The sequence below is a fragment of the Paraburkholderia sp. MM5477-R1 genome (genome assembly GCF_050436385.1).
Classification (GTDB): domain Bacteria; phylum Pseudomonadota; class Gammaproteobacteria; order Burkholderiales; family Burkholderiaceae; genus Paraburkholderia; species Paraburkholderia tuberum.
On the sequence record NZ_JBNDMC010000005.1, the window covers coordinates 152632 to 172142 of the forward strand.

General features: G+C 62.7%; 20 protein-coding genes and 1 pseudogene. 13 read left to right on the forward strand and 8 right to left on the reverse strand.

The genetic code is table 11. From position 1 onward, the window contains the following. Positions 1 to 12 precede the first annotated feature (12 nt). From OKW35_RS13010 to OKW35_RS13020, 3 genes are all read right to left on the reverse strand, one after another. Entirely contained in the window at positions 13 to 1113 is a 1101-nt protein-coding gene (locus OKW35_RS13010; RefSeq protein ID WP_429552235.1) for a PAS domain-containing sensor histidine kinase, read from the reverse strand. Positions 1114 to 1235: 122 nt separating this feature from the next. After that, complete coding sequence (gene fnr, locus OKW35_RS13015; RefSeq protein WP_429552236.1) at positions 1236 to 2018, reverse strand: fumarate/nitrate reduction transcriptional regulator Fnr; 783 nt, start codon at positions 2016 to 2018, stop codon at positions 1236 to 1238. A 16-nt stretch (positions 2019 to 2034) separates the two neighbouring features. Next, complete coding sequence (locus OKW35_RS13020; protein ID WP_184067845.1) at positions 2035 to 2442, reverse strand: response regulator; 408 nt, start codon at positions 2440 to 2442, stop codon at positions 2035 to 2037. A gap of 320 nt (positions 2443 to 2762) precedes the next feature. Between OKW35_RS13020 and OKW35_RS13025 the strand changes: the two genes are divergently transcribed. Beyond that, positions 2763 to 3224, forward strand: a complete 462-nt coding sequence (locus OKW35_RS13025) for a universal stress protein (protein ID WP_184044907.1) — start codon at positions 2763 to 2765, stop codon at positions 3222 to 3224. A 68-nt stretch (positions 3225 to 3292) separates the two neighbouring features. On the opposite strand, the gene OKW35_RS13030 is transcribed toward OKW35_RS13025, so the two are convergent. Beyond that, complete coding sequence (locus OKW35_RS13030) at positions 3293 to 3796, reverse strand: universal stress protein (RefSeq protein ID WP_429552237.1); 504 nt, start codon at positions 3794 to 3796, stop codon at positions 3293 to 3295. A gap of 23 nt (positions 3797 to 3819) precedes the next feature. After that, positions 3820 to 4659 (reverse strand): universal stress protein, encoded by an 840-nt coding sequence (locus tag OKW35_RS13035; protein WP_184067848.1) that lies wholly within the window; start codon positions 4657 to 4659, stop codon positions 3820 to 3822. Between the two features lie 204 nt (positions 4660 to 4863). On the opposite strand from OKW35_RS13035, the gene OKW35_RS13040 reads away from it, so the two are divergent. From OKW35_RS13040 to OKW35_RS13050, 3 genes are all read left to right on the forward strand, one after another. After that, positions 4864 to 5211 carry a polyketide synthase gene (locus OKW35_RS13040; RefSeq protein ID WP_429487590.1) on the forward strand — a complete coding sequence of 116 codons (348 nt, stop codon included), beginning with the start codon at positions 4864 to 4866 and terminating at the stop codon, positions 5209 to 5211. 64 nt (positions 5212 to 5275) lie between these two features. Next, a complete protein-coding gene (gene phbB, locus OKW35_RS13045) occupies positions 5276 to 6022 on the forward strand; it encodes an acetoacetyl-CoA reductase (protein ID WP_187613367.1) in 747 nt (248 codons plus the stop codon). A 137-nt stretch (positions 6023 to 6159) separates the two neighbouring features. Then, a complete protein-coding gene (locus tag OKW35_RS13050) occupies positions 6160 to 6474 on the forward strand; it encodes a hypothetical protein (protein WP_184067854.1) in 315 nt (104 codons plus the stop codon). A gap of 68 nt (positions 6475 to 6542) precedes the next feature. Here the strand turns inward: OKW35_RS13050 and phaZ are convergent, their stop codons facing one another. After that, positions 6543 to 7841 (reverse strand): polyhydroxyalkanoate depolymerase, encoded by a 1299-nt coding sequence (gene phaZ / locus OKW35_RS13055; RefSeq protein ID WP_429552238.1) that lies wholly within the window; start codon positions 7839 to 7841, stop codon positions 6543 to 6545. Between the two features lie 349 nt (positions 7842 to 8190). Between phaZ and OKW35_RS13060 the strand changes: the two genes are divergently transcribed. Further along, entirely contained in the window at positions 8191 to 8430 is a 240-nt protein-coding gene (locus tag OKW35_RS13060) for a hypothetical protein (RefSeq protein WP_090811852.1), read from the forward strand. 80 nt (positions 8431 to 8510) lie between these two features. On the opposite strand, the gene OKW35_RS13065 is transcribed toward OKW35_RS13060, so the two are convergent. Continuing rightward, entirely contained in the window at positions 8511 to 9017 is a 507-nt protein-coding gene (locus tag OKW35_RS13065) for a PRC-barrel domain-containing protein (protein ID WP_429552239.1), read from the reverse strand. Between the two features lie 129 nt (positions 9018 to 9146). On the opposite strand from OKW35_RS13065, the gene OKW35_RS13070 reads away from it, so the two are divergent. Then, positions 9147 to 9614, forward strand: coding sequence for a hypothetical protein (locus OKW35_RS13070; protein ID WP_429552240.1), 468 nt, complete (start codon positions 9147 to 9149; stop codon positions 9612 to 9614). 20 nt (positions 9615 to 9634) lie between these two features. Here OKW35_RS13070 and OKW35_RS13075 read toward each other — a convergent pair whose 3' ends face one another. Further along, positions 9635 to 9940 (reverse strand): flavin reductase, encoded by a 306-nt coding sequence (locus OKW35_RS13075; RefSeq protein WP_429552241.1) that lies wholly within the window; start codon positions 9938 to 9940, stop codon positions 9635 to 9637. A 558-nt stretch (positions 9941 to 10498) separates the two neighbouring features. On the opposite strand from OKW35_RS13075, the gene OKW35_RS13080 reads away from it, so the two are divergent. From OKW35_RS13080 to OKW35_RS13110, 7 genes and pseudogenes are all read left to right on the forward strand, one after another. Next, on the forward strand, positions 10499 to 12238 hold the full coding sequence (locus OKW35_RS13080; RefSeq protein ID WP_429552242.1) for a methyl-accepting chemotaxis protein: 1740 nt from the start codon (positions 10499 to 10501) through the stop codon (positions 12236 to 12238). A 441-nt stretch (positions 12239 to 12679) separates the two neighbouring features. Then, the gene (locus OKW35_RS13085; protein WP_429355227.1) at positions 12680 to 14395 is read left to right on the forward strand and encodes a thiamine pyrophosphate-binding protein; all 1716 of its coding nucleotides are present in this window, start codon (positions 12680 to 12682) and stop codon (positions 14393 to 14395) included. A gap of 248 nt (positions 14396 to 14643) precedes the next feature. Then, a complete protein-coding gene (gene pstS / locus OKW35_RS13090; RefSeq protein WP_184067872.1) occupies positions 14644 to 15678 on the forward strand; it encodes a phosphate ABC transporter substrate-binding protein PstS in 1035 nt (344 codons plus the stop codon). A 138-nt stretch (positions 15679 to 15816) separates the two neighbouring features. Next, positions 15817 to 16037, forward strand: a pseudogene (locus OKW35_RS13095) (DUF3562 domain-containing protein). 86 nt (positions 16038 to 16123) lie between these two features. After that, on the forward strand, positions 16124 to 18550 hold the full coding sequence (locus tag OKW35_RS13100; protein WP_429552243.1) for a filamentous hemagglutinin N-terminal domain-containing protein: 2427 nt from the start codon (positions 16124 to 16126) through the stop codon (positions 18548 to 18550). 256 nt (positions 18551 to 18806) lie between these two features. Next, positions 18807 to 18980, forward strand: a complete 174-nt coding sequence (locus OKW35_RS13105) for a hypothetical protein (protein WP_013093753.1) — start codon at positions 18807 to 18809, stop codon at positions 18978 to 18980. 115 nt (positions 18981 to 19095) lie between these two features. Beyond that, positions 19096 to 19497, forward strand: a complete 402-nt coding sequence (locus OKW35_RS13110) for a hypothetical protein (RefSeq protein ID WP_090810890.1) — start codon at positions 19096 to 19098, stop codon at positions 19495 to 19497. Positions 19498 to 19511 lie beyond the last annotated feature (14 nt).

Below are 19511 nucleotides of genomic sequence, written 5' to 3' on the forward strand. Positions count from 1 at the left end.
AGCGCGTGAACATTACGCGAGCGCGTCGGCCGGTATCTGGATCGAGATCCCGAAGCCATGGCCCGGCGAGCTGGTGAACGACACGTTGCCGCGCAACTGCCGCACGCGTTCGCGAATGCCGAGCAAACCGAATGAATCTGTTCCCTGCGACCGATCCAGCGCGACACCCACGCCGTCATCCTCGATATCGAGCGATACGATGGGGCCCGCGCAGGTCATGTCGATGCGTACGCGGCTGGCCTTGGCGTGCCGCGCGACGTTCGTCAACGCCTCCTGAACGATGCGAAACAGCGCCGTCGCCGCGAATTCGCCGCACACCGGCTCGGCCGGTTCGAGATGCACGCTCGAGCGCACGTCGTAGCGTTTCGTGAAGTCTTCGGCCAGCCAGTCGAGCGCGGCGGCGAGCCCGAGGTCGTCGAGCAGCGGGGGCCGCAGATCGGCGGCGATACGCCGCAGCGAAGCGGCCATCCAGTCGATCTGCTTTTGCAGTTCATGCGTCTGCGCGGCCAGCGGCTCGGTGTCGGCCTGGCTTTTCAGCTTCGCTTCGAGCAGCGCGACGCTCATTTTCAGCGCGGTCAGCCGTTGGCCGAGATCGTCGTGCAGTTCGCGCGCCATACGTTTCTGCTCGTTTTCGCGGGCGATCTGCACGTGCGTGGATACCTGATCCGCGCGTTCGAGTTCCGCGAGGCGCATACGCTCGGTCAGGTCGCGCGTGATCTTGGCGAAGCCGAGCAGCGCGCCCGACGCGTCGTGCACGGCGGAAACGACCACGTTGGCCCAGAAACGCGAGCCGTCGCGACGTACGCGCCAACCCTCGTCCTCGGTGCGGCCTACGGCTGCGGCGATTTCCAGTTCGCGGGCGGGCTTGCCGGCCGCGATGTCTTCCGGGGTATAGAACTTGGAGAAATGCTGGCCGATGATTTCTTCGGGCGTGTAGCCCTTGATGCGCTGTGCGCCGGGATTCCAGCTGGTCACGCGGCCGGACACGTCGAGCATGAAGATCGCATAGTCCTGAACCGCATCGATCAACATGAAATAGCGATCCTCGACGGGCACATCCGACACGGACGCCGCACCGGTGAAGCAGGAAGACTCGCCGCTCGACAGATCCATCGCTCCTCCGGGTGGTCACGCAAGGTCGCGCACCGCAACGCACCGAGTTATATCAGTTCGGGAGCGCTTGTTCCACCCCGCATGTCCCGCGAACGAACGTGAGGCGAGCGACGCGTCGGCGTTCAAACCCGAGCCAGTCCTTCCGCGTCTTCGATGCGGATCGTTTTGCCGTTCGCCTTGACGAGGCGCTCGCGCTGGAACTTCGAGAACATCCGGCTCACCGTTTCGAGCTTCATGCCCAGAAAGCAGCCGATTTCCTCGCGGGTCATGCGCAAATGAAACTCCGCCGCGGAGAAGCCGCGCGCCTTCAAGCGCTTCGACAGATTCAGCAGAAACGTCGCGACGCGCTGTTCGGCGGTCATCGTGCCGAGCAGCATCATCTGGCTCGATTCGCGCACGATCTCGCTGCTCATCATCTGGTAGATGTGATGCTGCATCGGCTTCATCTCGCGACAGATCGCCTCGAGCTGCGCGAACGGAATGATGCACACGACGCTGTCTTCGAGCGCGAGCGCATCGCAATTCTGCTTGCCCTCGCCGATGCCGTCGAGGCCGAGCGAGTCGCCGGCGATCTGGAAGCCGGTCACGTGCTCGCGGCCGTCGCGATGCATGACCACGGTCTTGAACGATCCGGCGCGGATCGCGTAGATGCTTTGAAACGCATCGCCCGCGCGATACAGCGTATCACCGCGTTTGATCGAGCGCGTCGAGCAGATCAACGTGTCGAGTCGGCTCAGTTCGTCGGATGTCAGCTCGGGCGGCATGCAGATCGCGCGCATCGCGCAGGTGGAGCAGCGCGGCACGGCGTAGCGTGTGGCCGCGGTGCGTGGCACGACGTGGATCGGTACGACGTGCGAAGTGCGGGGCGCGTCGTGGCGGGGTTCACAGACTGTGGCAACTTGCATGCTCGGCTCCTGGCGGTCAGACCGGATGCGCACGACGCGCATAGGCAATCGCTTCGATGGCACGGCAGGCGAGTTCGAACTCCGAGGTCTTGTCGAAGCAGAAGTCGGCGCCCGCCGCTTCGCACGCTCGGCGAAACGCCGTCGTGCAATGATTGGTCAACACGATGCTGACGATGGACGGCCGCACCCGCGACAGCGCCGCGAGCAGCAGCAGATTGGTCTTGCCCGAGAAGCACGGGTCCAGCACCGCGACATCGGCGCGACTCGCGACGATGTCGTCGAACGTGTGCTCGACGCCGGCGGACTCGCCGACGATTTCGATGCCGGGAATCAGCGCGATCAGGCAAGCAAGCCGGCGTCGGACCTCGGTCGCATCGTCGACGAGGAAGACTCTCGATAAGGTGGCTGGCGGAGCGGTGTCCATACTGACCAGTATTGGCGACCTCATCTCAGAAATATATCGGCGGGGATTTAAGCGGCGCTAGGAGTTCGGGTAGTGTTGTAGGAATATTCCTAGTGCATGGCTGGTGATGGGGTATGTAGCCGAGTGCGAGTACATGGCTACTTTCGACGTGACGGCTTCGAAGGTCGCAGGCATGCAGTTGATCAAGTAATCACTGAACAAGCCGATAAAGACCCATTGACCTGCGTCAAGCCGCGCGGCGGCCCGCGCTTCACACTGTCGGCGCGGACACGCGACGGCACCGCTTCGGTTCATGCCAGCGCTTTCACAGGGAGTCCAACATGTATGCACGAATTCTGGTTGCACTCGACGACAGTCCCAGCGCGCAGCGCGCCTTTGCCGAGGCGCTGAAGCTCGCGAAGCTGACGGGCGCCACACTCGAAGCCTGCTGCGTGGTAGGGCACGGCAAGTGGTCGGACAATGCCGATGTGGCTTTCGAGCCGGAACCGGCGGCCGCGGCGCAAGAATTCGCCAGCCGCGCGCTCGATGCGCCGCGCGAGCTGATGCGCGAGGCGCAGGTGCCCGGCGGCGTGCGGGTGATCGACGCGTACGCCGAAAGCGTGTCCGCGGTGCTCGCGCGCGTCGCCGACGAAATCGAAGCCGATCTGATCGTGATGGGAACGCACGGCCGCCACGGCGTGCAGCGCTTTCTGCTCGGCAGCGTCGCCGAGTCGCTCGTGCGTGCGACCGACAAGCCGGTGCTGATCGTGCGGCATGACGAACACGGGCACGCGCGGCCCTGAAGCGCCGCGTCGCGCAGCCGTGGCGCGATCGCGTGGGAGCGGCCGCGCAGCAGCCTGGTTTTCGCGGCTCAGGTGAGTTCGTGTTCGGCGCAGGCCGGGATTGACTGATCGCGCGTCGCGCCGTTCGCGTGCGCGGGAACCATCAGCACCGGGCAGCTGGCGCTGCGCAGCACGCACTCGGCGACGCTGCCGAGCATCAGTCGTTGAACACCACGGCGGCCGTGCGTGCCCATCACGATCGCGTCGGCGTGCCATTCGAGCGCCGCCTCGACGATGCGATGCGCGACGTCTTCGCCGGTGATCGCGGCTTCGACGGTGCGGGCCGTGCCCTTGATCCCGCGCGCGGTCATCCGGCTCTGGGCATCGGCCGCGATCCGCTTGCCTTCCTCGATGAAGGCGTCCTGGATCACGCAAGGGTCGAAGCCGGGCGCGTCGTAGGCGATGACGGGCACGTCGATCACGTACAGCGGCTGCAGCTCGGCGCCTGATTCGGCGGCAAGGGTCAGCGCGGCGTCGAACGCACGGGAGGCGGTGTCGCTGCCATCGAGCGCGACGAGTAGGCGGTGAAACATGGCGGACTCCTTAAGCGCGCACTTCAGTGCGACAACAGCACCGGCACGGTCATCGACTCGAGCATCGTGCGCGTCGCGCCGCCCAGTACGACTTCGTGCAGACGCGAATGCGCGTAAGCGCCCATCACGATCATGTCGCAGCCGAGGTCGGCCGCCTGCGACAGCAGCGCGTCGCCGACCGGCGTGCCGTCCGCGACGCTCAGTTCGCGCACGTCGATCTTGACGCCGTGACGCGCGACGGTGAGTGCGATGTCGTCGCCCGGAACCGTGTCGCGCGGCGGACGATCGCCCGACGAATGAACCGTCAGCAGCGTCACTGTGGACGCGTGCGCGAGGAACGGCAGCGCGTCGTGGATCGCGCGGGTGGCTTCGCGGCTGCCGTCCCACGCGATCAGCACGTGGCGGCCGGGTGCCGCGAAGGTGCCGCCCGACGGCACCAGCAGCACCGGCCGCCCGGCCGACAGCACGACGTGCTCGACGAACTGTTCGGCGACGAACGCCTCGGGATCGGTCGGATCGGTCTGCCCGAGCACGATCAGATCGGCGAGACGCGCATAGGGCGGCACGACGTCGTTCGCGTAGCCGTTCGCGGCGATCCAATGACCGTCGACGTTCGCGCGCGCGAGTTCGGCACGAAACAGCCGCTCGAGCGCGCTGGCGCGCTCGTGCCGCAGACGCTCGTGCTCCGCGTAGTAGTCGGCGGTGCCGGCCATCACGAAGAACGCGTGCCGCGGTGGCACGTACGTCGAAAACAGGCCGGTCAGCGTCGCATGAAAGCGGTGTGCGAGCTGCAATGCGATTTCGAGGCGCGGATGTGCACGAACGCTCGTATCGAGGTGAACGAGAATGCTTTTGTAGCTCATCGCCAAAGCTCCGTGACAGAAACGTGGGGAAACGGGCGCAAGCAGACTCGAGCCCGTCGTCAAATGGAGTCTATGAGCCCGGCGGCCGCGGCTGTTGATGCAGATCAAGCGCGGGCCGCCGCGCGCTCAGTACAGTGACGGGCACGCTCGACGGTTTGCAAGCGCGCCTGGCAATCCTATGCTGTGCTCTGGAGGGCAGCGATCATGGTTTCCGAATCCGATGCGCCGCCCGGGCGCCCCGCTTCACCATGGACCTCGACGGCATCCGGACCGCCCGAAGGCTGGCTCGACTACGCGGCGGCGTATCAGACCGCACAGGGCGCGGCCCACGGGTACGCCGAGCGGTGCTTCGCCGACTGGAGCAAGTCGATCGCTTTCGTCGCGCAGCGCGAGGCGGACTGGTTCGGCGAGGCCAACCGCGCTTGCGCCGCCTGGTATGCGTGGTGGCAGGCGGGGTACGGCATCGCGCCAGGCGTCGCGCCGCTCGCGGGCGGCCTGAGCGCATGGTGGTGGAGCTCGCAGAACGCGCTGCCGTTCGCGGGCGTCGTTTAGCCGCGCGAGCCGGCAAGGCCGGCGCGCGCACCGTCAATGGCAGACACGGCAAGGAGGAGTTCAGATGGGAACGGATCGCGTGGCATTGGTCACAGGCGGGATGGGCGGTTTGGGCACGGCGGTCAGCCGGGCGCTTCATGACGCGGGCATGACGGTCGCGGTGACGCACTCGACGCACAACGATCACGTGTCGACATGGCTGCAGCACGAGCGCGACACGGGGCGCGACTTTCACGCGTACGAAGCCGACATCGCCGACTTCGATTCATGCGCGCGCTGCGCGCAACGCGTGCTGACCGAACTGGGCGCGGTAGACGTGCTGATCAACAACGCGGGCATCACGCACGACACGAGCTTCGCGAAGATGAGCAAGGAGCACTGGGACGCCGTGCTGCGCACCGATCTCGATGGCCTGTTCAACATGAGCAAGCCGCTGTTGCCCGGCATGCTCGAGCGGCGCCACGGCCGCATCGTCAACGTGGGGTCGGTCAACGGTTCGCGCGGCGCCTACGGGCAAACCAATTATTCAGCTGCCAAAGCGGGCGTGCACGGCTTCACGAAGGCACTTGCGCTCGAAACCGCGAAGCACGGCGTCACGGTGAACACGGTGTCGCCCGGTTATCTCGCGACCGCGATGGTCGAAGCGGTGCCGCGCGAGATCCTCGACACGAAGATCCTGCCGCAGATTCCGCTCGGCCGGCTGGGACGTCCGGACGAGGTGGCGGCGTTGATCGCGTTTCTATGCTCAGAGGAGGCGGCTTTTATCACCGGTGCGGACATTGCGATTAACGGGGGTATGCATATGCAGTGAGGGTGCTCGCCTTCACCGCGCTTGACCCACGTCAGTGACCGTCTTTCTGGCAAGAACAGGATAAGCCCCATAGCAGGCGCCTGGACCCTGAGTCTGCGCGGAACAGGTTCGATCGATACTCGCAAGGGGAGGCGAAGATGGGCATCGACATGCAGATCGTCTACCTTGGCTTTGCGGGTGCCGCTCCGCTCGAAGCGGAAGCAGGTGCGCAACTGGTGCGTCTCGCGCGGTTTGGCGCGCTCGTGTCGCACTGCCATCTCGCCATCGAGGCGTTGCGTCCGGGATCGGCGCATCCGCTGTATGACGTGAGGCTGGATCTGGTCACGCCCGCGCACGAGTTCAAGCCCGTCGCGCACTGCACTGACGACGACGCCAAAGCGGCGATCCGTCGCGCGTTCGATGTGGCGGAAATGACCCTCGAAACAGCGATCGGCACCGAGCGTGGGAACTGACGAACTTGCGTCGTGACGTGACGCTCGGCGTTCGTCAGATGCGGACTGCCGACGTTTTCCCGGTCACCTCACGCCGATTCGCGGTTTGCCGAACCCCTGGCCGCGCGGCGCGGCCGGCAAACCTTCAACGCGGCGTGCTCGACATCGCGCCAGAATTCGCAGAGCCCCGGATGAACCGCATCGCGCCAACGCGGCCCGATGAAGAGGTCGTAGTGATTGCACTGCTCGATGGTGAGCTGCCGCGCGGCTCGCATCGGCGATGCATCGCACAGCGCATGCGCGCAATGCGTTTGCCCCGCGCCCGTGATCTCGTCGCTGTCACCCTCGATCGTGCACAGCGGGGTATCGCGCAGCGCGGCGATTCGTACCCGGCGCCCGGCGACCGACCACAGATCGCGCGGCAACAGATGTTCGTGAAACACCACACGAAGCATGTCGAAGAAGTAGCACTCCGCCATGTCGAGCACCGCGGCATATTCGTTTGCCGAGCGCAGCGCCCGCTGCGCACCGGGCATGTCGCCGGCGAGCCATCGGGACCAGTAATCCGCTTCGAGTCGCAACTGCCGCTCCGGATGCGCGGCAAAAATCGCGGTCTGCTGGATGAAGCCCGGATACACGAGACGCCCCGCGCCGCAATAGGGCGGTGGAACGATATCGATCGCATGGTCGTGAAACCACTCGAGCGAATGGGAACTGGCGAAGCGGTCGGTGATGGTCGGGTTCAAACGGGTATCGATCGGGCCGCCGAGTAGCGAGAGGCTCGCGATCGGCGCCGCCTCGTCCATGGCGAGCAGCGCCGCGGCGCCGAGCGCAGGCACGCTCGCCTGACAGATCGCGATCACATGAACCGGCGAACCGAACGCGCGGGCGGCGCCGACGAAGCTTTCGAGCGCGTGCACGTAGTCGTCGAGCGATAGCGGGCCCGCTTCGCGCGGCACGTCGCGCGCGTCGGCCCAATCGGTCACGAACACGTCACGTTCCTCGAGCAGCGTTTCGACGGTCTCGCGCAGCATGACTGAATGATGTCCGGCGAGGGGCGCGCACAACAGCACCGGCAGTTTTGCGTCGGTAGGGGGTGTAGAGGGGTTGCGCTTGAACCTGAGCAGCGCGCCGAGCGGCAAGGAGGCGACGACGCTTTCGTCGACGGTAACGCGGCTACCGTTGGCGGCAACGGAGTGGATCGCGAATGTCGGCGTTCGTTCGAAAGCGCAGGCGGATCTCAGCAGCCAGTAGCTGAACGCGTCGGCCGCCTGTTCCGGGCCGAGCCAGCCCGCTTGCGGGCGCGGCCCCGACTCCGGTTCGGACAGAACTCCCCCGACCATCGCGCGCGCGAGGCGTTGCTGTGCATCGATGAAGGCGTACCACATGATGAACCCCGACGTTCGTCGATCATGAGGGCAGCGTTGCCGCACCGGCACGAACTCGTGACGCGGATACCGTCGCAAAGCTTACCGCGAAACGTCGCGGCGAGGGGCGCGAAATCGGTGCGCGCGGCGCGCCAAGCACGCCGCGTGCAAGAGGCATTGCGCGTTTTCCCGGCAGGGTTTTCACGCGATGGCGGGCGTCTGAAACGGAGCTGAAAGTATCGGGGAAAGCGAACGACGTCGAGCGTGACTCATGGTTCGTGTTGACGGTTGACGTGGATCAACGAGAGAGGCGTTGCGGGCCATTACGCTGACGATGGCAGTCGCTCGCGACAACCCCGAGGAGCATCCAATGGCCATATCAGCAAACGCGCAGGAAGGAACCTGGTCCGTGAGCGTCGAGACGCGGGAGGCGCAGGAAGGCGGGTTTCTGTCGACGATCCATGTCAAACATGTGTCGCCCGAGGGTGACTTCGAACGCACCTTTCATCAGTCGCAGGTGTTCGCCGTGGAAAGAGAAGCGGTACTCGAAGGCTTGCGCGAAGGCATGACGTGGATCGCGCTGAAGACGACGCGGACCATCGGGGTGTAACAGCGCACCGCGCCTCGCGTGCTCGCCGCAACAGGCAACGCGTGCGAGGTAGCGGTGCTCGAGCGTCGCGATGCGTGTCTTCAGATTCCGCTCGTCGGATCGACACGTGTCGCGGGATCGCTTTCGACGACACTGCGCGTCGCTTCCCAGTACGGTTCGCGATGATAGAACTGATGGACCGACGTCCCCCATGCGCGATCGGCCATCGCCGGCCAATGGTCCTTGTCGAAGCCCGGCGACCTTTTCACCTGCTCGGCCGTGGCGTCCAGCTGGAAGCACTTGCGGTCCGTGTCGAGCGTCAGCGAACGCCACGGGATCGCGTGCAAGGTCCCGCCGATGCCGAGAAAAGCGCCCTCCGTCAGCACCGCATACGCGATGCGGCCGCTGCGCACGTCGAGCATGATGTCGGAGATTTTGCCGAGGTCCTGGCCATCGGAAGAGATCACCTTGTTGCCGTCGAGCGTCGCGGCGGCCATGACCTCGGGTCCGGGACCGTCGCCGACGCCGGCGCCGGCGATACGTGCGCCGGCGCTGGGCTGTACGGGAGTCGCGGAGGCGTTCGGGTCGAGAGGATCGAGCGGGTTCATGTCGAAACTCCTGATTTCCACGGAATACCTGCCGTTCGCAAGACCCGTACCCGAGACCGGATTCGAAGACTAGAATAAAAACACGCCGTGTCGAGACGGCTGCGCTGCGCCCGGATAGGGGGAGCGATCATGCGTTGTGGAATCGTTGGTCTATGCACTGGCGTGGCGGGCGTATGTGTGTTGTCTGGCTGCGTCTATTACGGTCCTTATTCGTACTATCCGGGAGCCGGTGGCTATTACGCCTGCACCAGCGCCACTGCCACTGGCCCCGCGCAAGCATCGTCTGGCAACGCGCCTGTGCCGGCGAGCGGTACGGCGGCCGCGAATCCGGCGCCAAACGACTTGCCGTTGTCGGGACAGAATTGCACGTACGTCGCGGTACCTGCGCCTGCTTATTACGGCTATCCCGGGTATTACGGTTATCCGGGCTATTACGGTTATCCCGGCTATTACGGCTATCCCTATGGCTATTCATGGCCGGGCTACTACGGATGGTGGGGACCGTCAGTGGTGATCGGAGGCTACTGGGGCGGTGGCTATGGCCGTGGCGGCTATTACGGCCGCTGGCACGGAGGACATGGCGGGCACTGGCATTGAGCAGCCATCACGCCAGCCAACTACGAAAACGTCTCCGGATAAAGATCCTCGCTCATGTCGAGATTGCCAGTCTGCGCGTAGATCAACGGGTCGCCGTCCGCGCCGGCTAGCGCGCCATCGACGACGCGCCCAACTATCAGCCGATGATCTCCCGCCTCGATGTCGCCGGTCACCCGGCAGTCGAAATGCGCGAGCGCATCGAGCAGCAGCGGCGCGCCGGTCACGCCGGTACGCCAGCTTGCGGTGAACGCATTGCGGCGCTCGCCGTCCGCGACGCCGATCACATACACACCCGCAGTCAAATGCCGGAAAAGCTGCCGATCCAATTGCTCATAGGGCCTCCTGGATAAAATTTCGTCGCGTGTTGCATGCCTGTGCGGCTGCTCCGGAAGATGCAAAACTTAAATATTGAATCGATATAAACATATCGAAATAGAATGAATCTCAGCGCGGTTGTTCGTCGCTAAGGCGCTCTTCGGTCCAGACCCGCGCAAGCAGACGTGACGCGGTGCACGCCTGTGGGACGAATTCAGGCTATCACCGGGCTATGCAAACGATAAATATTATATTTAGCTAAAGACATAGAGCGTGCATGTTCGGGCGACCAAAAGCTTTGCACCAAGCGAGTGCGGCCGGCACGAGTGCGTGCACCGATTGGCACTTTCATCGGCTCAAAATAGAGCACTCCTGTTTCTCTTATAGGGACGTAAAAAAATCTTCGCGATAATCCCGCTATTCACCTGAAGAATGAGAGCGTATTGCCGATAACCAGTCATGTCCGGTACTGCGTTTCGCGTCGGTATGGCCTTGTGTTATAGCGGGCGCCAAAGCGGTGATGTACCTGCTTATCCGTTCGGGTTCTTACATTCTCAACAAAGCGAACTATGAATTTCGGCAATATGAAACTCGGCGCCAAGCTGATCAGCGCTTTCATCCTGGTTTCGATCATCAGCGCTGTTGTCAGCGGGATCGGCCTGCACAACATGGCGGAGATCAGTGCGAACGCAGACAAGACGTATCGGCAGGACCTTGTCGGGCTCAACCTGATACAGCAGGCTAACGCCGACGTACTGCGAGTCGGCACCTATCTGCGCAACGCGGTTCTGGCCACGACGGCCGCACAGCGGGCTGGCTCGCTCGATCAAGCTGACAAGGCCTTTGCCTCGTCACGTGAGCACCTCAATCAGGCGGAGCCGCTCATCTATACCGACAAAGGCAAGGCTACGTTCGCCGACCTCGATCAAGGTTGGCAGGACTACATCCAGGCCTTCAATGAAATGAAAGGCAAGATCAACGCGGCGGCGTTAGGGGACCGGGACAGCCTGACCGAATACATGCTGGGCGAGTACCACGACAAAGGCTTCAAGACCCTCGTGCTGATGGGCAATCTGGTTGCCCTGAAACAAGCCGACGCGCAACGGACAGCTGAAGCCAACGATGCCGTGTACGAGGAAGGTCGAACTTTGATGCTGGTCTTCGTGGCGATGTCCGTGTCGATCGGCGTGGGAATCGGCATATGGATGATGCGTAGCGTAACGCGGCAACTGGGTACGGAGCCGGCGACGGCTGCCGCTGTGGCCAGAAGCGTGGCGGCCGGCGACCTGAACATCAGTATCGCCCTGCGGCCCGGCGACACGAACAGCCTGATGGCGTCGCTCAAAGCCATGTGCGACGCCCTGGTGCGGGTCGTATCAGAGGTGCGCGAGAACGCCGAAGGTGTCGCGACTGCGAGTGCACAGATCGCACAAGGCAACCTGGATCTGTCGAGTCGCACGGAGCAACAGGCGGCGTCGCTCGAAGAAACGGCTTCCAGCATGGAGGAACTGACTGCGGCGGTCCGCCACAACACGGACAATGCAACCCAGGCTGCCACGCTCGCGGGTACCGCCTCGAGCGTCGCGCAACATGGCGGCGAGATCGTCGGGCGCGTGGTCGACACAATGCGTGACATCTCCACCAGCTCGGCCACGATGTCCGAGATTATCGGCGTCATCGAAGGCATCGCCTTCCAGACCAACATCCTCGCGCTGAACGCAGCGGTCGAAGCGGCCCGCGCGGGAGAACAGGGGCGGGGCTTCGCTGTCGTTGCGGGCGAAGTCCGCACGCTCGCGCAGCGCAGTGCGACTGCCGCGAAGGAAATCAAGGAGTTGATCTCGGACTCTGTCAGCCGGGTGGAGGCAGGCTCGATGCTCGTCGAAGAAGCGGGCGGTGCGATCAAGGAAATCGTGCAGTCAGTGAAGCGCGTGACCGACATCGTGGGCGAAATCTCGTCGGCATCGAGCGAGCAAAGCACCGGTATCGAACAGGTCAATCAGGCAGTCAACCAGATGGACCAGGTCACACAGCAAAACGCTGCGCTTGTCGAAGAGGCGTCGGCGGCAGCCCAGACAATGGCCCGGCAAGCGGAAAGCCTGCGCAAGACGGTCGCTTTTTTCAAGGTCGATGGCGAGAAGGCTGCTTCATCGCGAGCGACGACGCAAGCGGCAGTACCGCAACGGACGGTCCTGAACCGCGCCCCGTCCTCTGCTGTAACACCGGCAAAGCTTGCGAGGAGACCAGTCCCCTCTTCAGAACGTCCGGTAGTCGTCGCCGCCGCGACTGAGACGGACTGGCAGAAATTCTGAGCGATTCCGACCGGTTCCGGGTGCTGGATGACGTCGATTCATACCGTCGGCGCGTGCCAGCCCCGCGGGAGTCGAGCGGGCGAAGATCCGCGATACACGTGCGCCGGATGGCTATCAATGCGGCGCGGCGACTGCCTCAGGCACGCAGGCAGCGTGGATGATCAACAGTGCAGCCAGGGCGTGTGATTGTGGACGGAGACACCCGGGCCCGCCGGTCAAGCGGGTTCGAGGAAATAGCGCGATGCGCGACTGCACTCGACGTGCAGCGCCTTGAATGTCGTCTCGCCGTCTCCGCGCACTGGCCATCGCCGATCTCGTCTCGCGCCGCTCCGACAGGCAGCGCTTGACGGGCAGATGCGCAGCGGTGAGATTCGATTAACGGTAACTCGTGAGATCGTAATCAAAACTATGGGATCAAACGCTCCGCTCAATGTCTCGACAATGGTTGTGAACTCGTTGGAGTCCGCCGGAATAGACCACGTGTTCCTGGTCCCGGGAAAACTGATCTATCCGCTGCTGGACGCAATCGACAACTCCCCTTTGATTCGCGGAATCGTAGGCGCTCATGAGACTGGCAGTGCTTTCATGGCCGATGGCTATGCCCGCGCCAGCCGGAAATTCGGCGTTTGCGCAGGGATTTCCGGCCCAGGCACGATGAATTTCGTTCCCGGCATGGCAGCCGCTCACGCAGACCGGATTCCGATGCTCTATATTGCCGGCGGGATCTCGTCGCACGCGGAAGGCAAAGGGGCGTTCCAGGATGCCACGCCCGGAGGCATTTTTGAAAGCGGCGTGGTCAGAAGTCTGGTGACGGATATCGTCGAGCTAAAGAACAAGGAAAATACTCAGGCCGAGATGCGTCGTGCGATCGAAGGGTTGAACTGGATGCGTCGAGCGCAGTCATTCATCAGTATCCCCGTAGACGTTCAAAAGCAGGATGTCCTGCCCGGTCAGGACGTGGCACGGCAACCCTACGCTCACCGCGAATTTAACGCATGCGAAGTGCCCGCGAACCGCGCCGCTCTCGATGCCCTGTGCGATCAGTATCTGTTTCAGTCGAAGAGAGTCGCGTTTCTGGTCGGAAGTCGCGGCAATGATGCGGAAACTGCAAAGCTTCTTCTCGAGGTTGCCGAAGGCTTTCACATTCCAGTCGCAACGACACTATCGGGAAAAGGTGCATTTCCTGAGCAACATGCCCTTGCACTGGGTGTGTACGGATTTTCAAGTCATTCGCGCGCTGCACGGGTGATCAACTCCGACGAACTTGATGTACTAGTCGTGTTTGGTAGCGACCTGAACCAGCGAGACAGCATGAACTGGAGCAGGAGGCTGACAGGGGGGAAGGAGCTATTCATCTTTGACGACAGCTTCGATTCACCGGCGATGGGGCACATTTCGCGTCAAGGAATCTTCTCCGGAATTTCCGCGAGCTTCCGGTTGCTGGCTCAGAAAGCCGCGGACAACCCTCCCGGGCTGCCGCAAGCACTGCAAAGAAGAAAGGGGTGGATTGCCGAGATCAACGAGACCCCCCTGTACGACCACCGGTTCGAGCAGTTAGGAGACCGAGTTTCCAGCGGTGACGAAGCGCTATATCCTGGAGACGTAGTTAAGCACTTGTGCCGGATTCTGCCGAAGGACAGCAACGTCGTGGTGGATTCCGGAGCCCACCGCATCTTCATGGCCCATTACTGGCTGTCGTCAGGTAAGGGCAACTACTTTTCGTCGAGCTCGCTCGCCCCGATGGGCTGGGCCATCGCAGCCGGAATCGGCGTCAAGCTTGCGGCCCCAGAACGCCCGTGTGTCGTGGTGACCGGCGACGGGTGCATGATGATGCACGGCATGGAGATTCAGACCGCGGCTCGATACCGAGTCAAGGTGATCTATGTGGTTCTGAACAACGCCGCACATGGCGCAATCCATATCGACGCTATCAGGAGTGGTTCGATTTCAGAGCAGTTCACCAAATTGCCCTGTCATAGCTGGTCGGCTTTTGCATCGTCGATCGGTGTGGCCGCGCGCGCGGTTGAGCGCATCGACGAGCTTGATGGTGTACTGAGTGAAGCTTGTCAATATGACGGCCCCTTTCTGATCGAAGTCATCACCGGAGTTTTTCCCGCGCCGAACCGGTACTATGCAGAAGCCGAAGCCTGTCCGTGAGATTCCATCCTTCAACGCGGCAAAGCCAACCGCATTGCTGAACGACGCCGCAATCAGACTGTCTGAACGCCGCGCCGCAGTTGTCAACGAAATGTCATTCGAACCGCCTAAGTTTAGACGTTCGAGCCGATGGCAAGGCTCGACGCGGCGATGGGCACGCCGGGCCTGCGGAATGCGCAAGAGAGGGATCGCGGCGCGTAGCTTGCTGCAACCATTGAACCGGTCAGTCAATCTCGTGGAGGCAAACCATGCTGTTCAAACGAGGAATTGCAGTTCTTGCCGTTGCTCTACCGCTTGCGGCCGCGCAAGCGCAAACCGTCAACATCACCGGCGCGGGCAGCACTTTTGCGGCCCCGATCTATAACAAGTGGGCTGACGCCTACCAAAAGGCGGGAGGCGGCAAGGTCAACTACCAAGGCATCGGTTCAGCGGGCGGCATCAAGCAGATCATCGCGAAGACCGTTGATTTCGCAGGTTCCGATGCGCCGATGAAGGACGACGAACTGGCGAAGACTGGCCTGTTCCAATTCCCGACCGTGGTCGGCGGCGTCGTGCCGGTCGTGAACCTGCCCGGCGTGAAGCCGGGTCAACTCATTCTGTCGGGCGCCGTGCTTGGCGACATCTATCTGAACAAGATCAAGAAATGGAACGATCCGGCGATCGCCGCGCTGAATCCGGGTATGAAGCTGCCAGATACGGACATCGCCGTGGTGCGCCGCGCCGACGGTTCGGGCACGAGCTTCATCTGGACGAACTTTCTGTCGAAGGTGAACCCGGAGTGGAAGTCGAAGATCGGCGAAGGCACGACGGTGAACTGGCCGACCGGTACGGGCGGCAAGGGCAATGACGGCGTTGCCGCGTTCGTGCAACGCCTGCCGGGCGCGGTCGGTTACGTCGAGTGGGCATATGCGAAGCAAAACAACATGATCTACACCAGCCTGAAGAATTCGGCCGGTATCGTGGTTGCGCCGAAGACCGAAACCTTCAAGGCGGCCGCCTCGGGCGCGGACTGGAAGACGACCTTCTACCAGATCCTGACGAACGAGCCCGGCAAGGACGCTTGGCCAGTCGTCGGCGCGACCTTCGTGCTGCTGCATGCGACGCAGGACAAGCCGGCGCAAGGCGCGGCAACGCTGAAGTTCTTCGACTGGGCGTTCAAGAACGGCGGGCAGGCTGCCAGCGATCTCGACTACATTTCGCTGCCGGATTCGGTCGTGTCGGAAATCCGCGCGCAATGGAAGACCAAGGTCAAGGACGCGTCGGGAAAACCGGTGTTTCAGTGAAGGCCTCGATGCCACCCGCCTCAAACAGCTTGTAATCGATCATGGACGAAGTCAATTGACGCAGGTCAATTGACTGACGCATCGAGGCGGGTAACGTGTGTGTGACGGTCCTTTATCACCGCACGCTCGGAGCAAGCCGTGGTCACGCGCAACGTCGAGGATGTCATCAGGCAGATTGCCGCCGCTACCGACACTCCTGAGGAAACGGTCTCGCAGATGTACGCGCAGACGTGGATTGAATACAGCGAAGGTGCACGAATCACGGACTACCGACGGTGCTGGTCGCTCGTCGTGTGCGGGACGACCTGCGTAGGCGGCAAGTGCGGGATTCGCTGGTATCTCTCGGACAAGCTGACTAATATTCTGCGTGTGGGCTCACCACGGTTCACGCGACTCCGGTCGGATTGCGGGCCGATGGCGTCCAACTTCCGCGGAAGGGGGACATATGACACCATTGTCATTAAGTCGTCCGATACTGCGCGCACTCTATCGCCTACATCCGTCTCAACACATCTCACCCTTCATCGCTGGATTGTCGTTGGCGCACGCGGCCTTTGCCGGTGGCGTGCTTCCGCAGGGCGGGCACTATGTTGCCGGGGCGGGAACCATCGCCGGTCAGGGCAACGTGATCACCGTCACGCAGCCGAACTCGACTCGCGGCGTGATCGACTGGAGCAGCTTCTCGATCGGCAAAGGCAGCGCCGTCAACTTCGACAACGGTTCGGGCGCAACGCTCAATCGCGTGACGGCCTGCGCGCCTTCCGCGATTCTCGGCAGCCTGAAGGCAACTGGCAGCGTGTATCTGATCAACCCGCAAGGCATCGTGGTGGGTCGTAGCGGGACTATCACTACCGGCGGACGATTCGTTGCTTCAACGCTCGATCTGCCGAATACACCCTTCGTGAATGGCGGGACGCTCACGCTCACGGGCACATCGAATGGCAATGTAGTGAATCTCGGCAACATCAGTTCCAGCGGAGGCGATGTTTTCCTGATTGCACGCGGTGTCGTGGTCAATGCGGGCTCGGTCAGCGCACCGAACGGCACCGCGGAATTCGTCACGGGGCAGCAAGTGGCGTTGCTCGAATCGTCGGGCAGCAGGCAGGTATTCGTGCAGATAGGCAGCACAGGGACCGTGATAGATCGCGGTGCCACGCAAGCCGCGCAGATCAATCTGGAAGCGGCCGACGGGAATATCTATGCCCTTGCAGGTGGTGGCTCGCGTATCCGCGCGACGGGCACGGCGATGCGTGGCGGCCACATCTGGCTGGTCGCCGACAACGGGCACGTTACGCAGCAAGGCACGATCGCCGCAACGAATGCCGACGGCAGCGGCGGCACCGTCGATACGCTTGCCGACACACTCACGCTGGCGCATGGCGCCCGCGTCCGAGCAGGGCTTTGGAACGCGTCGACGCCAAACTTCACGATCGATCGCGGCACAGCCGACGCCTTCATGCGCAGTCTGAAGGCCGGCACATCCGTCGATGCAACCGCGACCGGCACGAACGGCGCAAGCGGCGACATGACGGTTGCGTCGAATCTCAACTGGCGAGGACCGGCGTCGTTATCGCTCGCCGCTTTTGGCAACGTGACGATCGCACCTGCGACGACGCTCAGGAGCACCGGCAGTGGCAACCTGAGTTTGCGGGCCGACGTGACGGGCATCGACAACGCAGCCAGCGTGACCAACCGCGGCACGATCGACTGGTCGGTAAGTACCGGTTCGGTGAGTTCGTTCTATGACATGAACGGCAGCTACAGCCCAGGAATCATCCGCTCGAATACCGCGTGGACTGCCGCGCCCTATAGCGGTCTTCTCACGCAAGTGACCGGCTACAAGCTCGTCAATTCGCTTTCCGACCTGCAGAACATATCGCTCGATCTGACCGGCAACTATGCGCTCGGCAAGGATATTGACGCGAGTGCGACGAATCTCTCTTCCACCCCCTCCGGCGGCGTCGACTTCATCTCGCTCGGCAGCGCGGCAACACCTTTTTCAGGCCAGTTCGACGGCATGGGACATGTGATCGACCACTTCAGTCAGCAGGAGTATTACTCGCCGTCGGGTACCCGGTCGCTTGGCCTGTTCGGCGAAATCGGGAGCACGGGCGTCGTACGCAACGTCGGCATGACGAACAGCGAGCTTACGGCCTTCTTCGACATTTCGTTCAACGATCCCATCTCTGTCACGTACGGCATACTGGCCGGCCGGAACCAGGGGTTGATCACCTACGCGTATACGACCGGCCTGCGTACGTCGCCCCACTATGGGAACGTTCCGATCGGCGGTTTGGTGGGCACCAATGATGGTCTCATCGAGCGCTCGTGGAGCAGCGCTTCAGTGAATGATGCCGGCGAGGCAGGGGGGCTCGTCGGCGTCAACACCGGCCGGATCGTTCAATCATTTACTACCGCGGATGTTAGCGGAGATGTGCGGATGGAACCGGGCGGACTCGTCGGCATCAACAGTGGCACGGTGTCACAGTCTTATGCCGCCGGCAGGGTGTTAGGGCTTTTTGCGGCTGGCGGATTGGCGTTCGCGAATAGCGGCGTGATCGAGCAGTCGTTCGCGGTTGGTCCGGTGCTAGGACCTTCCTACCAAGGCCCGGGCTACGGCACTTACGGGGGAATCGTGGCATACGGCGCCAGCGGAACGATTGCAGGCAATGTCTACTGGGACAAAGAGACGACGACACGTACGGTGAGCACTGGAGACGTGTCGCAACTGCCCGCGTCAAACGGGTTCACGACTGCTCAAATGAGCAACCCGGCGAGCTTCGACGCATCGTGGGATTTCAGTCCAACCGGCGCGTGGGTCATGCCTGCCGGCGCGACCCACCCCATCCTGCGCTGGCAACTCGGCCAGTAAGCGCTGCTGTGAGGCCGCGGCAGCAGTACCGGCGCGCGCCCGTGAACGTGCCCTGATAGCTCGGCTCGTCCTTGCGTCTGACGATCAGGCGTGCAATGTGCTCGGAGAGAGACCCGTTGATCGCTTTTGCGGCGAGGGCGTCGTGTGCACCGCGCCATGCGCCGCTAGGAGTGCTGTCAGCGGATCATCGGAGCGCACGGTAAATCTAGCAGCGCGGGCAACCGGCGCCATTGGCCGGAACCACAAGGAGAAATCGATGACCCTGCTCATCTATCTGGTCGGATGGATCATTTTCATTGGCGGCGTCGCGTGGGGATTGATGGCGCTGCATGTCGCGCAGCACATCATCGCAATCGTGGCCGTGATCCTGCTCGGCATTGCGGTGATTACGGGCGCCACGCGTGCGCGTAATCGCGATCGGTCGTCATAGCCTTTGGCGTTTGCCTGTCGGATCCATCAGGTGGGAACGCTCATCACACGCCACGCCACGCTCGCGATGTACCATGTCTGCGTGAAATCTCGCGCTGGATATCGTGGAGTACATCATGGGAAGCGCATGGAAACGCCGCTTCAAACTGTTTATCCAGCGTTTCTGGCAGCCAACCAGCGCGTGCATGACCTGTATGCCGGGGAGCTGGGGCAACATCATGAGCCTCACGCACTGGGCGATCGCATTCAAAACCGGGCTGCTCACCGGTGTGCTCGCCCTGCTGCTCACCTTCACCCCGGCGGCGAAGTGGTACGGGAATCGCTATAGCAACGCGCTGCTCGTCGGTTGCCTGACCGCTATCGGCGATGCCTACTCTCATTTGAGCCAGTACCGCTTTCATGTTCTCGAACACGTCGCGACGGGGGTCATGTCAGGCCTGTTCGCGCTCGCTGCGTCGTACCTGTTCGAGGACCGCGCGCGCCGCATACGCGCGGCGTGGTCGCGTTTGTTCGGATAATAAGACTTCGATCT

Coding starts and splice junctions, on each gene's coding strand:
- OKW35_RS13035 (WP_184067848.1), bottom strand. CDS start 4,659: ATGAGCTACAAAAGCATTCTCGTTCACCTCGATACGAGCGTTCGTGCA.
- OKW35_RS13085 (WP_429355227.1), top strand. CDS start 12,680: ATGGTTGTGAACTCGTTGGAGTCCGCCGGAATAGACCACGTGTTCCTG.
- pstS (WP_184067872.1), top strand. CDS start 14,644: ATGCTGTTCAAACGAGGAATTGCAGTTCTTGCCGTTGCTCTACCGCTT.
- OKW35_RS13010 (WP_429552235.1), bottom strand. CDS start 1,113: ATGGATCTGTCGAGCGGCGAGTCTTCCTGCTTCACCGGTGCGGCGTCC.
- OKW35_RS13020 (WP_184067845.1), bottom strand. CDS start 2,442: ATGGACACCGCTCCGCCAGCCACCTTATCGAGAGTCTTCCTCGTCGAC.
- OKW35_RS13050 (WP_184067854.1), top strand. CDS start 6,160: ATGGGCATCGACATGCAGATCGTCTACCTTGGCTTTGCGGGTGCCGCT.
- OKW35_RS13030 (WP_429552237.1), bottom strand. CDS start 3,796: ATGTTTCACCGCCTACTCGTCGCGCTCGATGGCAGCGACACCGCCTCC.
- phaZ (WP_429552238.1), bottom strand. CDS start 7,841: ATGTGGTACGCCTTCATCGATGCACAGCAACGCCTCGCGCGCGCGATG.
- phbB (WP_187613367.1), top strand. CDS start 5,276: ATGGGAACGGATCGCGTGGCATTGGTCACAGGCGGGATGGGCGGTTTG.
- OKW35_RS13065 (WP_429552239.1), bottom strand. CDS start 9,017: ATGAACCCGCTCGATCCTCTCGACCCGAACGCCTCCGCGACTCCCGTA.
- OKW35_RS13060 (WP_090811852.1), top strand. CDS start 8,191: ATGGCCATATCAGCAAACGCGCAGGAAGGAACCTGGTCCGTGAGCGTC.
- OKW35_RS13110 (WP_090810890.1), top strand. CDS start 19,096: ATGGGAAGCGCATGGAAACGCCGCTTCAAACTGTTTATCCAGCGTTTC.
- OKW35_RS13070 (WP_429552240.1), top strand. CDS start 9,147: ATGCGTTGTGGAATCGTTGGTCTATGCACTGGCGTGGCGGGCGTATGT.
- fnr (WP_429552236.1), bottom strand. CDS start 2,018: ATGCAAGTTGCCACAGTCTGTGAACCCCGCCACGACGCGCCCCGCACT.
- OKW35_RS13080 (WP_429552242.1), top strand. CDS start 10,499: ATGAATTTCGGCAATATGAAACTCGGCGCCAAGCTGATCAGCGCTTTC.
- OKW35_RS13105 (WP_013093753.1), top strand. CDS start 18,807: ATGACCCTGCTCATCTATCTGGTCGGATGGATCATTTTCATTGGCGGC.
- OKW35_RS13100 (WP_429552243.1), top strand. CDS start 16,124: ATGACACCATTGTCATTAAGTCGTCCGATACTGCGCGCACTCTATCGC.
- OKW35_RS13040 (WP_429487590.1), top strand. CDS start 4,864: ATGGTTTCCGAATCCGATGCGCCGCCCGGGCGCCCCGCTTCACCATGG.
- OKW35_RS13025 (WP_184044907.1), top strand. CDS start 2,763: ATGTATGCACGAATTCTGGTTGCACTCGACGACAGTCCCAGCGCGCAG.